Below are 13079 nucleotides of genomic sequence, written 5' to 3' on the forward strand. Positions count from 1 at the left end.
GGGGCGGGTGCGGCGTCAGGCGGTCGGGCGGGCGTCGAGGACGCGGAAGAGGTTCTGCAGGTGGAAGCCCTCGCCGTGCCGTCGGGGGGCGAAGGTCTGCAGGACCGCCTCCCGCACCGCCGACGGCCCGACCCGGTTCGCCGCGTACCGGCCGATGTCCGACTGGAGCAGCGGCCCGACCAGGGAGTCCTCGTCCGGGTAGTCGAAGGGGCTCGTGACCTCGTCCAATGCGACGACCTGCAGGCCCGCCAGTCCCGCGACCTTCCGGAACCGCTCGGGATCGGTCAGCGGGGGCGGGCCCGCGGGGGTGCGGCGCTGTGCCCGGGGCGGCAGGAACGGTTCGAGCGCCTCGCCGAAGAGCCGGACGTCCGACTCCTCCTCGCGGCCCCAGACCGTCGCGCGGACCACGCCGCCGACGCGACCGGCCTCCCGCAGGACCTTCACCGGGTTCGTCACGTGTGCGAGCACCTGCACCAGCGCGACGACGTCGTACTCACCGGCCAGCTGGTGGGCGTCGCCGACCACGAACCGGGCGGCGGGCGCGGTCTTCTCGGCCCGCGCGAGTGCGGAGCGGTCGGCGTCCAGACCCGTCACCCGCAGGCCCCTGGCCAGCGCGAACGCGGCGAACACCCCGGGTCCGCATCCGACGTCGAGCACCGTGGAGCCCTCCGGGACACCCCGCAGGACGCGGTCGTACAGCGGCTCGCCCCAGCCCTCCGGGGAGCTCATTTCGACGGGAGGGTGCGCACGAACCCGACGCCCTCGGCGACCCAGTCGGACAGATCGGGCACGTCGTCGACCTCGGGTGAGCCGAGGACGCGGAGCCAGCCGTCCATCTCGCGGCCCCCCATCACCATGCGTTCCACGCCGGCCCGCTCCAGCAGTTCCGGCGCCCGCGCGGGGTCGACCCGGACCATCAGCCCGCCCCGGCCGGAGGCCGCGAGCGCCATGTGCCCGCCGACCAGGAACGCCAGGCCGCCGAACATCCGCTTCTCGGCCGCATCCGGCACCAGCTCCCGGATGCGCGCGGCGAGCCCCTCGTCGAAGGCCATGCGACGAGTATCCGGTGCCCGGCGACCGATCGACAGACCCCGCTCAGCCCCAGACGTCCTCGGCGACCTGGACGATGAGCCGCAGTTTGGCCCGCTCCTCCTCCACGGTCAGCGCGTTGCCCTCCACGGTGGAGGAGAAGCCGCACTGCGGGGAGAGGCAGAGCTGGTCCAGCGGGACGTACTGCGCGGCCTCGTCGATCCGGCGCTTGAGGGTGTCCGGGTCCTCCAGGCGGCCGTTCTTGGTGGTGACCAGCCCGAGTACCACCTGCTTGCCCGGCGGGACGAAACGCAGGGGGGCGAAGCCGCCGGAGCGCTCGTCGTCGAACTCGCAGAAGAAGCCGTCGACGGCGAGCTCGCCGAACAGGGCCTCGGCGACGAAGTCGTACCCGCCGGACGCCGCCCACGAGGAGCGGTAGTTGCCCCGGCACATGTGCGTGGTGACGTGCATGTCGGCGGGGCGGTCGGCGATGGCGGCGTTGATCTGGCGGATGTAGCGCAGGTGGTCGGCGTCGGAGTGCGCGGCGCGCTCGGCCGGGTCGTTGAGGTAGGCGAGGCTGGTGTCGTCCAGCTGGAGGTAGCGGCAGCCGACGTCGTACAACGCCGAGACCTCCGCGGCGTAGGCGGCCGAGAGGTCGTCCCAGAACTCCTCGACGGACGGGTACACGCTCCGGTCGATCGCGGCGGTGCCGCCGCGGTAGTGGACCATGCTCGGGCTGGGGATCGTCAGCTTCGGCGTCGCGGACGTCGTGCACGAGGCGAGGAACTCGAAGGCGTCGGCGAAGATCGGCTCGCGGAGCTCCACCTTGCCGGTGATCGCCAGGCCCGCGCTGGTGAACGCGCTCTCGCCCTCGGCGTTGATCATCCGGACGCGGATCTGCTCGTCCGTCTTCGTGATGCCGCCGAGGCCGTAGATGAAGTCCATGTGCCACGAGGTGCGGCGGAACTCGCCGTCCGTCGCGGACCGCAGGCCCAGCTCCTCCTGCATCCGGACGACGTCCCGGATCGCCTCGTCCTCGATCTCCCGCAGGTTCGGCGCGCCCGCGGCCCGGGCGGCGAGCAGCTCCTTCGGGCGGAGCAGGGAGCCGACGTGGTCGGCGCGGAAGGGGGGTTCGGTGCGAGGCGCCATAGCGCGACGGTAGTGGCGCGCGGCGATGATCACCTGTCGGGTGCGCTCACGGTGGTGTGGACCGCTCTGAGCGCACGAGACCGGTGATCATGCAGCGCTGTGCGCACGAAACGTGCGATCGCGGCTCCTCGGCACGATCCGGCCCACCGTTTGGCAGAGTCCGCGGCATGGACTTCGGCGTCTGCACCTTCCTCACCGACTACGGCATCGATGCGGTCACCCTCGCCAGGGCGGTCGAGGAGCGGGGGTTCGGCTCGCTGTTCCTCGCCGAGCACACCCACATCCCGGTCGGCCGCGAGTCACCGTGGCCGGGTGGGCCCGAGCTGCCGACCAAGTACGCGCACACCTTCGACCCCTTCGTCGCGCTCGGCGCCATGGCCGCGGTGACCGAGCGGATCGCGCTGGGCACGGGGGTGTCGCTGGTCAACCAACACCACCCGTTGAACCTGGCCAAGGAGGTCGCGAGCGTCGACCGGCTGTCGAACGGGCGGTTCGAGCTGGGCGTCGGGGTGGGGTGGAACGTCGAGGAGATGGCCCACCACGGGGTGGACCCGAAGCGCCGCACCGCCGCGATGCTGGAGCGCATCGAGGCCTGCCGGGCGGTCTGGACGCAGGACGAGGCCGAGTACCACGGCGAGTTCGTGGACTTCGCCCCCGTGTGGTCGTGGCCGAAGCCGGTCCGGGTGCCGCCGGTGCTGATCGGCGGGGGCGGGCCCCGCGTGCTGGACCGGGTGGTCGCCCACGGCGACGGCTGGATCCCGCTGCGGATCAGCCGCACCGAGCTGGACACCTTCGCCACCCGGGTGGACGAGCTGCAGCGCAAGGCCGCCGACGCGGGCCGCGGCAGGCTGCCGGTGACGGTCTACGGCGCCTCCCCGATGGCCGTGGCCGCCTACGCCGATGCGGGCGCCGACCGGCTTCTGTTCGCCCTCGTCGACACCGACGATCCCGCCGAGTCCCTCGCCGAGCTCGACGCCCTGGCCGAGCTCACGCGCTGAGCTCCTCCGCGATCCGGTCCGCCCCCTCGCGGACGGCCCGCTCCAGCTCGGTCCGCCGGGCGGTGAAGTCCGCCCGGCGCACGGCCACACCCACCGCCGCCGACCCGCGGCCGACGGCGATCTCCGCCACCCCGGTGTGCAGCTCCTCGACGGCGATCGCCGCCCCGGAGCTGCGCACCCGGTGCAGCTCCCGGTCCAGCCCGGACCGGTGCGCGACCGTCCGCGGGGTGAACGCGGGCAGCCCGCCCCGCCCCACGATCCCGGTGAGCGCCGCCGGGTCCATGCCTGCGAGCAGGGCCCGGCCCAGCGCCGTCGCGTGCGGCGGTGCGGGTTCGCCGACGCGCAGCCCGAGCCGGCCGGGATGGTCGGCGCAGAGGTCCACGTGCGCGACGACCACGACCTCGTCCCGCAGCACGGCCAGGTAGGCCGCCGCGCCCGCGGCGGAGTGCACCTCGTGCAGCAGCCCCCGCACGGCCGCGCTCGGCCGCACCTGTGCGACGAGTCCGCGGTGCAGCTCCGCGACCTTGTACCCCAGCCCGTACCCCCGTACCGCGTGCAGCCGCACGAGATAGCCCTGCTCGACGAGGGTGCCGAGGGTCCGGTAGACGGTGGGCAGGGGGCAGCCGAGCCTGCGCGCGACCGCCTTGGCGGTGACCCCGTCTCCGAGCACGGAGACGGCCTCGAGCACCTGCAGTGCCCGAACCAGTGAGCCGCTCTGCTCCACATGATTAGTCTCAGGGCCGACAGCCCCGGCGAGCAAGGAGGACCACATGGCGGACGAGGAGCTCCGGCACCGGATCACGGAGCTCGTCGAGGAGGAGCACCGACTGGAGCGCGCGCACGTCGGCAAGGCCCTCTCGGACGAGGAGAAGGCCGCGTTGGACCGGATCAACGTCGACCTGGACCGCTGCTGGGACCTGCTGCGCCAGCGGGACGCCCGCCGCGCCGCGGGCCAGGACCCTGACGAGGCCGCCACCCGCGACGCGTCGACCGTGGAGAACTACCGGCAGTGAGCTTCCGCCCCGTCACCCGGGAGGCCCTCGCCCACGAGCTGGCCGCCCGGGTCGACAAGCTGTCCGGACGGGTCCGGTTCCTGCTGGACGGCCCGCCCCCCGCGGATCCCGACGGGCTGGCTGCGGCCGTGGCCGAGGAGCTGCGGCTGCGCGGCCGGTCGGCGCTGGCGGTGCGGGCCGCGGACTTCCTGCGCCCGGCGTCGCTGCGGCTGGAGTACGGCCACCACGACGAGGACATGTTCCTGGACGGCTGGCTGGACGTCGGCGCGCTGCACCGCGAGGTGCTCGCCGACGGGCCCGTGCTCCCACGGCTGTGGGACGCCGAGCGCGACCGCGCCTTCCGGGACGAGTACGTCGAGCTCGGCGAGCAGGGCGTGGTCGTGCTCTCCGGCGCGCTGCTGCTCGGCCGCGGCCTGCCCGCCGAGCTCGTGGCGCACCTGCACATGAGCCGCGCCGCGCTGGGCCGCCACACCCCCGAGGACGACCGGTGGACCCTGCCCGTGTTCGAGCGCTACGAGCGCGAGCGGGACCCCTCCGGAGAGGCCGACGTCCTCGTCATGGCCGACCATCCGGACCGTCCCGCGATGCGCGGCTGACCATTCGGCGCAGTGGGGGGTCTTCTGAACGACCGAAGGCCCGCGCGACGGCGGGCCTTCCGGGGATCTTTGTGGGCGAGGAGGGAGTTGAACCCTCACGTCCTTTCGGACACACGGACCTGAACCGTGCGCGTCTGCCATTCCGCCACTCGCCCGAGCGACGGGAGGAAAACTAGCACGACCACCGGATGCCCCCGTGCAGGGGGGTCCCCCGGGTGATCGTCCAGCGCGCGCGGGCGGACGGTCACCGCACCACCGGGTCGGGTGTCACCGGTCGTGGACCTACCACGGATACGATCGAGCCAGCCGGTAACACGCCGAGCGGAAGGAAGGGATGATCGAGTGGGCCGTGTCGATCGCTTCGAACGCCGTCTGCAAGGGATGGTGGGAGACGCATTCGCACGGGTCTTCGGCGGCAGCGTCGTTCCCCAGGAGGTCGCACAGGCGCTGCTGAGGGAGGCCGAGGACCATCTCCGGCAGCTGGCGGGGGGTCGGGTGCTCGCACCCAACCGCTACACCGTCCAGCTCAGCCCCGCCGATCTGGACCGCATGGCGGGCGACACCGCGGGGGTCACCGACTCGTTGTCCGCACACGTCGCCGCACAACTCGCCGACCAGGGCTGGGACACCTACGGCGAGGTCGTAGTCTTCCTGGAGCGCTCCGAAGCGCTGCACACGGGACAGTTCCGCACCCGCTCGGCCGTCGACCCCGACGCCTCCCGTCGGATCGCCGTACCAGAACGCAACGCAGAGGATGCACCCATGAGCCAGCAACCGGGCCACCCCGAGGAGAACGGGCAGTACGGCTACGACCGTGGCGCCGCCCCCTACGGCCAGCAGACCTACGCCCCCCAGCAGGGTGAGCAGGGTCAGCAGGGCTGGAACGGCCAGGGCCAGCAGCCCGGCTACGACCAGCAGGGCTACGGCCAGCAGCAGCCCGGGTACGACCAGCAGGGCTACGGCCAGCAGGGCGGCTACCCGCAGCAGGGCGGCTACGACCAGCAGGGCTACCAGGGCGGCCAGCAGCCCGGCTACGGCCAGCAGGGCTACGACCAGCAGGGCTACCAGCAGGGCGGCTACCAGCAGCCCGGCTACGGCCAGCAGGGGTACGACCAGGGCTACGACGGCGGGCAGCAGCAGTACGGCCAGCCCCAGGGCTACGCGCAGCCCGGCTACGGCCAGCCGCAGTACGGCCAGCCCGGCTACGACCAGGGCTACCAGCAGCCGGGCTACGGCCAGCAGCAGTACGACCAGGGCTACGACGGCGGCTACGACCAGCAGCAGGGCTACGGCCAGCAGCAGGGGTGGGGCGGCCAGCCCGGCTACGGCCAGCAGCTGCAGGCCTCGCTGACCCTGGACGACGGCTCCGGCCGCAGCTACCAGCTCACCGAGGGCACCCACGTCATCGGCCGCGGCCAGGACTCCAACTTCCGCCTCCCGGACACCGGCGTGTCCCGGCGGCACCTGGAGATCTCCTGGGACGGGCGCGGCGCCACGCTGTCGGACCTCGGCTCCACCAACGGGACCACGGTCAACGGCAACCCGGTGCAGCAGTGGCAGCTGACGGACGGCGACGTCGTCCGCGTCGGCCACTCGAGCCTGGTCTTCCGCACCCAGGGCTGACACCCCGGGAAGACGCCTGCACGGGGTCGGTACTCTCGACCGACCCTGTCGTCGTCCTGCCCGGAAACCCGCCCGACCGAGAAGGAGTGCCCGGCACGTGCCCGAGTTGGTGCTGCAGCTGACCAGAGCGGGATTCCTCGCCCTGCTCTGGCTGTTCGTGCTGGTCGCCCTGCGGGTCGTGCGGTCGGACCTCTACGCGGCCTCCGGGCTGCGCGCGGTGCTGCCGGGAGGCGGGCGGGTGACCGCCAGGGCCGGGCGCAGCCGCACGGCACGGCAGCTGATCGTCACGCAGGGCCCGCTCGCGGGTACCCGGATCACGCTGGACGCGCGGCCGATCCTGATCGGCAGGGCGGACGACTCGACCCTCAAGCTGGACGACGACTACGCCTCCACCAGGCACGCACGGATCAGCCAGCAGGGCGAGGAGTGGTACGTCGAGGACCTCGGGTCGACGAACGGCACCTACCTGGACCGGGCTAAGGTCACCGGACCCACGCGGGTGCCGCTGGGAGCCCCTGTCCGTATCGGCAAGACGGTGATCGAGCTGCGCTCATGACGCTTGTCCTGCGCTACTCCGCCCGCAGTGATCGCGGGCTCGTCCGGCAGAACAACCAGGACGCGGTCTACGCCGGGCCGCGGTTGCTCGCGCTCGCCGACGGCATGGGCGGCCACGCCGCGGGCGAGGTCGCCTCGTCCCTGGTGATCTCCGCGCTGGCCCCGTTGGACGAGGACCAGCCCGGGGACGACCTGCTCGCCGAGCTGCGCGAGGCCACGTTCGAGGGCAACGCCGCCATCACCCGGCACGTCGCCCAGTCACCGGACCTCGAGGGCATGGGCACCACGCTCACCGCGGTGCTGTTCGCGGGCACCCGGCTCGGCCTGGTGCACGTCGGCGACTCCCGCTGCTACCAGCTGCGGGACGGGCGCTTCACCCAGATCACGAAGGACGACACGTTCGTCCAGTCGCTGATCGACGAGGGTCGCATCACCGAGGACGAGGCCCACACCCACCCGCAGCGCTCGCTGCTGCTGCGCGCCATCACCGGCGCCGAGGTCGAGCCGTCGCTCACCATCCGCGAGTCCCGCGCCGGGGACCGCTACCTGCTCTGTTCGGACGGGCTGTCCGGGCCGGTCAGCGACGAGACCCTCGCCGAGACCCTGCGGACCTACCACGATCCCCGCGAGTGTGCGGACCGGCTGATCGAGCTGGCCCTGCGCGGCGGCGGGCCGGACAACATCACCTGCATCGTGGCGGACGTGCTGGACGTCGACTACGGCGACGACGCCCCGATCATCGGCGGCGCGGCCGGGGACGGCAGCGACGACGGCTACGTCAGCCCGGACACCTCCGCGGGCCGCGCGTCGGCCACCACGCTGCCGCGGGCGCTGCCCCGCCGCGTCGAACCCGTCTCCCCCGGCGAGCCGGACGGGCCCCATCGCCGCACCGCCGTGCGGATCGGCCTGGCCGTGGCCGCGTTGCTCGTGGTGCTGGTCGTCGGAGGGTTCCTGGCCCGCAGCTGGGTCATGCAGCAGTACTACGTCGGCACCGAGAACGAGTCGGTGGTGATCTACCAGGGGGTGCGCGGCAGCGTGCTGGGCGTCCCGCTGCAGACCGTCGCCGAGCGCTCGGACATCGTGCTCTCCGACCTCCCCGAGGACGCCCGCAACAACGTCCGCGCCGGCATCCCCGCCAGCGACGGGCTGGACGGCGCGCACGCCACGATGCAGCGCCTCGAGGCCCGCCTGCTCCCCTTCTGCCCGGACCCCGCCGCCGTCGCCCCCGCCACCCCGGTCGACCCGAACGCACCGGTGGACCCGAACGCTCCCCCCGTCGACAGCACGCCGCTCCCGACCGTGACCCCCGAGCCGGGGATCACCTGCCGGCCGGCGAGCTGATGGCGGCGCCCGAGATCAGCCGGACGACCGGCGGGAAGGACGCCCCCACACTCCCCACGGGGCGCACCATCGAGCTCCTGCTGCTGGTGTTCTCGGTCGTCATCGTGACCGGCGCGCTGGTGTTGGTGGAGGCGAACCAGGAGCAGGAGCTCACGCCCACGCTGCTCTACGTCGGGCTGGCGTACCTCGTGGCGCTGAGCCTGGCGCACCTCGCCGTGCGCCGGTTCGCGCCCTACGCGGACCCGCTGATCCTGCCCTCGGTCGGCCTGCTCAACGGGCTGGGCCTGGTGATGATCCACCGGCTGGACCTCGCCGACCAGGACCGGGCCGCGCTGCTGGGCCAGGAGACGCCGGACTCGCTGGTGTTCCGGCAGATCCTCTGGACCGGGCTGGGCATCGCGCTGTTCATCGCGGTGCTGTGGTGGGTCTCCGACCACCGCACGCTGGCGCGCTACGGCTTCACCTGCGGGCTCGCGGGACTCGTGCTGCTGGCCCTGCCGGGCGTGCTGCCGTCCTCGATCTCCGAGGTCAACGGGGCCAAGCTGTGGATCCGGATCGGCGGGGCGGGCATCCAGCCCGGGGAGTTCGCCAAGATCCTGCTGATCATCTTCTTCGCGGCGTTCCTCGTGCAGAAGCGGGACCTGTTCTCCACCGCGGGCCGCCGGTTCCTCGGCATGGAGCTGCCGCGCGCCCGCGACCTCGCCCCGCTCATCGTGGCGTGGGGCCTGTCGGTGGCGATCCTGGTGTTCGAGCGGGACCTCGGTTCGTCGCTGCTGATCTTCGGCATGGTGCTGGTGCTGCTCTACGCGGCCACCGAGCGGGTGTCGTGGATGCTCATCGGCATCGCCTTCTTCATCGGCGGCGCGTTCATCGCCTACCAGCTCTTCGGGCACGTCCAGGTGCGTGTGCAGGTGTGGCTGGACCCCTTCAGCGACTACGAGAACCGCGGCTACCAGATCGCGCAGGCCCTGTTCGGGCTCGGCACCGGCGGCGTCGGCGGCACGGGGCTGGGCGCGGGCCGCCCGGACCTGGTGCCCTTCGCCGAGAGCGACTTCATCTTCTCCTCACTCGGCGAGGAGCTCGGGCTGATCGGGCTGGCCGCGATCCTGGTGATCTACCTGGTGCTGATCACCCGCGGTCTGCGCAGCGCGCTCGCGGTGCGGGACAGCTTCGGCAAGCTGCTGGCCACCGGGCTGGCGTTCTCGGTGGCGCTGCAGATCTTCGTGGTCATCGGCGGGGTCACCAAGCTGATCCCGCTGACCGGCCTGACGCTGCCGTTCCTGTCCTACGGCGGGTCGTCGCTGCTGGCGAACTACGCGCTCGTCGCGCTGTTGCTGCGGATCTCCAACGCGGCGCGCGCGCCGTTGACCCGGCGCCCCGCAGCTCCGGCCGTGCCGATCGCGGACGCAGGCACCGAGCTCGTCGAGCGGCCGGTGGTGAAGCCGTGAACACCCCGATCCGGCGCATCGCCGTCGCGGTGATGGCGCTCATCCTGCTGCTGCTGGGCAACCTGACCTACGTGCAGGTCGTCCAGGCCGGGCAGTACCGAGACGATCCCCGCAACCAGCGCGTGCTGCTCGCCGAGTACGCCCGCAAGCGGGGCCAGATCTCCGCGGACGGGCAGGTGCTGGCGCAGAGCGTCGAGACGGACGACCGGCTCCGCTACCAGCGCCAGTACTCCGACGGGCCCGCCTACTCGCCGCTGACCGGCTACTACTCGGTGATCTACAGCTCCAGCGGGATCGAGCGCTACGCCGATCCGGTGCTCAACGGCAGCGACGACCGGCTGTTCGCGCGCAGGCTCTCCGACCTGATCACCGGGCGGGACCCGGCGGGCGGGAACGTGGTGCTGACCGTGAAGCCCGCGGTGCAGGAGCGGGCCTACAAGGCCATGACGGACAAGGGCTTCCAGGGCTCGGTGGTGGCCATCGCACCGAAGACCGGGGAGATCCTGGCGATGGTCTCCACGCCGTCGTTCGACCCGAACCCGTTGGCCAGCCACAGCTCCAGCACCCAGCAGCAGGCCTGGCGCGAGGCCAACGCCGCCGAGCCGCCCACGCTGACCAACCGCGCGATCAACGAGACCTACCCGCCCGGCTCCACGTTCAAGCTGGTGGACACCGCGGCCGCGCTCCAGAACGGATACACCCCGGACAGCCAGCTCACCGCGGCCCCGAACATCACGCTGACCAACACGAACACCACGCTGGAGAACTACGCGGGCACCCAGTGCGGCACGGGGCAGACGGCGTCGCTGCGCGAGGCGCTCGCCCGCTCGTGCAACACGGCGTTCGCGCAGCTCGGCGGGGAGCTCGGGGCGGACAAGATCCGCGCCCAGGCGGACGCCTTCGGCATCGGCCGCTCGGACCTCGCGGTGCCCATGCCGGTCACCGCCTCCGGGGTGGGCGACATGCCGGACACGGCCTCGGTGCAGCAGTCCTCCATCGGGCAGCGGGACGTGCGGCTCACCCCGCTGCAGAACGCGATGATCGTCGCCTCCATCGCCAACGGCGGCCAGACCATGGCCCCGCACCTGGTCAAGGAGGTGCAGGGTCCGGACCTGGACGTCATCGACACTACCGAGCCGGACCGGATCGGGCAGTCCATGCCCGCAGGCGTCGCGGCCACGCTGACGGACCTGATGTTGGGCTCCGAGGCCCGCACCTCCGGCGGCGGCAAGATCACCGGGGTGCAGATCGCGTCCAAGACGGGCACGGCCGAGCACGGCACCGATCCGAAGAACACCCCGCCGCACGCCTGGTACGTGGCGTTCGCGCCCGCGGAGAACCCGCAGGTGGCGGTGGCGGTGCTCGTCGAGAACGGCGGCGACCGGGCCCTCGAGGCCACCGGCGGCTCGGTGGCGGCCCCGATCGGCCGAGCGGTCATCGCGGAGGCGCTGCGGGGCGGGCGATGACGGCAGGCGGACCGGGCGGGCGGGCGGGCTCGGTGCCGGGCGGCCTGGCGGCGGGCGGCCGGATCGCCGGGCGCTACGAGCTGGAGCGCCGGATCGCCGTCGGCGGTATGGGCGAGGTGTGGGAGGCCGTCGACGAACGGCTGGGTCGCAACGTCGCCGTCAAGGTGCTGCGGGCCGAGCTCTCGGACGACGACGAGTTCCTGCACCGCTTCCGGATCGAGGCGCGCACGGTCGCCTCGCTGAACCACTCCGGCGTCGCCGCGATCCACGACTACGGCGAGGACGAGGTCTCCGCGGACGGGCGGCGCACCGCGTACCTCGTCATGGAGCTGGTGCGCGGCGAGCCGCTGTCCGCGGTGATCGCCCGCGGCCCGCTGGAGCCCGCCGAGACGCTGCGGATCATGGAGCAGGCGGCGCACTCGCTGTACGCGGCCCACGAGCGCGGGTTCGTGCACCGGGACGTGAAGCCCGGCAACATCCTGATCCGGGTCGACGGCACGGTGAAGCTGACCGACTTCGGCATCGCCAAGGCCGCCAACGCCGTTCCCGTCACCCGGACGGGAATGGTGATGGGCACCGCCCACTACATCGCTCCCGAGCAGGCCAGCGGCGGGGAGGCGGGCCCGGAGGGGGACGTCTACTCGCTCGGCATCGTCGGCTACGAGTGCCTGGCCGGGCACCGGCCGTTCCGCGCCGAGAACGCCGTCGCGGTCGCGATGATGCAGGTCCGGGACGCACCGCCGCCGCTGCCGAACACCGTGCCGCCGAAGATCCGGCAGCTGATCGAGACGATTCTGGTCAAGGACCCGGCGCAGCGCTACGCGGACGGCGCCGAGCTCGCCGCCGCCGTCGCCGCGATCCGCCGGGACCTGGCCGTGCCCACCCCCGCCCGGATGGCGGCCCAGGGGCTGCGCCTGCCCGGCACGGAGGACTCCGCCGAGCCGGAGCCCGGCCCGACCGGGCACCGCCGCAGTCGCAGGGAGCGGCGCCGCAAGGGGCGCTCGGACAGCCGCGGGACCGCGCGCACCACGACCCCCGGCTCCGGGTCGGGTGCATCGCCGGTCGCCGCCTCCGGGGCACCGGGCGCCGCCGCGCCCGCCACCGAGGCGCCGGAGACCGGTCCGCGCCCCGGCGGGCCCGGCACCGGCGGTTCGGCCGCGACCGGACCGCGCACCGGCGGCACCGGGCCGCGCCCGGAGACCGACAGCGGCCGGTCCGCCCGCACGGCCCGCCCGCGCACCGGCCCCTCCGCCGCCGCCCCGTCGACCCCGGTCGACGGGTCGCCGGAGCGGGGCGGACCCGCACCCCGCGTGCCGGACGGTGCGGGGCCCGGCGGCACCCCGTCCGGCGGCTCGGCAGGCCCCTCGAGCCCCGGCGGCACCGGACCCGGCGGCACGGCCCCCGGTGGCACGGGGTCCCGGCGTGGGCTCGTCTCCGACCCGAACGGCCCCGACCGCCCCCCGCGCCCCGTCCGCCCGGCCTTTCACGACGCCCCGCCCGCGCCCCCGACCGAACCCCTGCGACTGGTGGCCAAGCCGGCCCGCAGCACCGGCGGCACGGCGCTGCTGGTGGCGTTCGTCCTGCTCATCGTGGCCGCGATCGTGGTGGCGGCGTTGACGGTCCCCCGCCTGTTCGGGGACCGGCCCGCCACCACCGACACCGTGACGACCACCACACCGACCCCGGCCGCCGCCGCGCTGGAGCCGGCTCCGGAATCGGCGGCACACCCGGGCGCCGCGGCGGGTACCGTGACGCGCCGGATGGTCGTCCTCGCCCGTTCGGCGGAACCGGGCGAGCCGGACGGTCGCATGATCACGATCGACAACACGCCCCACACCACGGAGGAGGTCCGGTGAGCCCT

The 13079-nt window shown here is 73.4% G+C and carries 13 protein-coding genes and 1 tRNA gene; 9 read left to right on the forward strand and 5 right to left on the reverse strand.

Annotated features, from left to right (window positions below):
- Positions 1-15: 15 nt before the first annotated feature.
- The 3 genes from ABD993_RS11825 to ABD993_RS11835 are packed head-to-tail and all read right to left on the reverse strand — an operon-like array spanning position 16 to position 2178.
- The gene (locus tag ABD993_RS11825) at positions 16-729 is read right to left on the reverse strand and encodes a class I SAM-dependent methyltransferase (RefSeq protein ID WP_345415929.1); all 714 of its coding nucleotides are present in this window, start codon (positions 727-729) and stop codon (positions 16-18) included.
- Positions 726-1052, reverse strand: a complete 327-nt coding sequence (locus ABD993_RS11830) for a TfoX/Sxy family protein (RefSeq protein WP_345415932.1) — start codon at positions 1050-1052, stop codon at positions 726-728. The genes ABD993_RS11825 and ABD993_RS11830 overlap by 4 nt, the downstream gene beginning before the upstream one ends.
- 43 nt (positions 1053-1095) lie before the next feature.
- Positions 1096-2178 (reverse strand): 5-methyltetrahydropteroyltriglutamate--homocysteine S-methyltransferase, encoded by a 1083-nt coding sequence (locus tag ABD993_RS11835; protein WP_345415935.1) that lies wholly within the window; start codon positions 2176-2178, stop codon positions 1096-1098.
- Positions 2179-2345: 167 nt separating this feature from the next.
- Here ABD993_RS11835 and ABD993_RS11840 point away from each other — a divergent pair, with 167 nt between their 5' ends.
- The gene (locus ABD993_RS11840; RefSeq protein WP_345415938.1) at positions 2346-3176 is read left to right on the forward strand and encodes an LLM class F420-dependent oxidoreductase; all 831 of its coding nucleotides are present in this window, start codon (positions 2346-2348) and stop codon (positions 3174-3176) included.
- On the opposite strand, the gene ABD993_RS11845 is transcribed toward ABD993_RS11840, so the two are convergent.
- Positions 3166-3900, reverse strand: a complete 735-nt coding sequence (locus tag ABD993_RS11845; RefSeq protein ID WP_345415941.1) for an IclR family transcriptional regulator — start codon at positions 3898-3900, stop codon at positions 3166-3168. The genes ABD993_RS11840 and ABD993_RS11845 overlap by 11 nt on opposite strands.
- Before the next feature lie 46 nt (positions 3901-3946).
- Between ABD993_RS11845 and ABD993_RS11850 the strand changes: the two genes are divergently transcribed.
- Positions 3947-4189 carry a DUF2630 family protein gene (locus ABD993_RS11850; protein WP_345415944.1) on the forward strand — a complete coding sequence of 81 codons (243 nt, stop codon included), beginning with the start codon at positions 3947-3949 and terminating at the stop codon, positions 4187-4189.
- Entirely contained in the window at positions 4186-4785 is a 600-nt protein-coding gene (locus tag ABD993_RS11855) for a nucleoside/nucleotide kinase family protein (protein ID WP_345415947.1), read from the forward strand. The genes ABD993_RS11850 and ABD993_RS11855 overlap by 4 nt, the downstream gene beginning before the upstream one ends.
- Before the next feature lie 72 nt (positions 4786-4857).
- On the opposite strand, the gene ABD993_RS11860 is transcribed toward ABD993_RS11855, so the two are convergent.
- Positions 4858-4940 (reverse strand) — tRNA-Leu (locus tag ABD993_RS11860).
- A gap of 187 nt (positions 4941-5127) precedes the next feature.
- On the opposite strand from ABD993_RS11860, the gene ABD993_RS11865 reads away from it, so the two are divergent.
- From ABD993_RS11865 to ABD993_RS36685, 6 genes are all read left to right on the forward strand, one after another.
- Entirely contained in the window at positions 5128-6408 is a 1281-nt protein-coding gene (locus tag ABD993_RS11865; RefSeq protein ID WP_345415949.1) for an FHA domain-containing protein, read from the forward strand.
- 97 nt (positions 6409-6505) lie between these two features.
- Complete coding sequence (locus ABD993_RS11870; RefSeq protein WP_345415952.1) at positions 6506-6964, forward strand: FHA domain-containing protein FhaB/FipA; 459 nt, start codon at positions 6506-6508, stop codon at positions 6962-6964.
- Positions 6961-8304 carry a PP2C family protein-serine/threonine phosphatase gene (locus tag ABD993_RS11875; protein WP_345415955.1) on the forward strand — a complete coding sequence of 448 codons (1344 nt, stop codon included), beginning with the start codon at positions 6961-6963 and terminating at the stop codon, positions 8302-8304. Before ABD993_RS11870 ends, ABD993_RS11875 begins: the two co-directional genes overlap by 4 nt.
- Positions 8304-9752, forward strand: coding sequence for an FtsW/RodA/SpoVE family cell cycle protein (locus tag ABD993_RS11880; protein ID WP_345415958.1), 1449 nt, complete (start codon positions 8304-8306; stop codon positions 9750-9752). The genes ABD993_RS11875 and ABD993_RS11880 overlap by 1 nt, the downstream gene beginning before the upstream one ends.
- Positions 9749-11218 (forward strand): peptidoglycan D,D-transpeptidase FtsI family protein, encoded by a 1470-nt coding sequence (locus tag ABD993_RS11885; protein WP_345415961.1) that lies wholly within the window; start codon positions 9749-9751, stop codon positions 11216-11218. Before ABD993_RS11880 ends, ABD993_RS11885 begins: the two co-directional genes overlap by 4 nt.
- The gene (locus tag ABD993_RS36685) at positions 11215-13074 is read left to right on the forward strand and encodes a serine/threonine-protein kinase (RefSeq protein ID WP_425568965.1); all 1860 of its coding nucleotides are present in this window, start codon (positions 11215-11217) and stop codon (positions 13072-13074) included. The genes ABD993_RS11885 and ABD993_RS36685 overlap by 4 nt, the downstream gene beginning before the upstream one ends.
- Positions 13075-13079: the final 5 nt, after the last annotated feature.

The organism is Pseudonocardia xishanensis, assembly GCF_039541715.1.
GTDB lineage: Bacteria > Actinomycetota > Actinomycetes > Mycobacteriales > Pseudonocardiaceae > Pseudonocardia > Pseudonocardia xishanensis.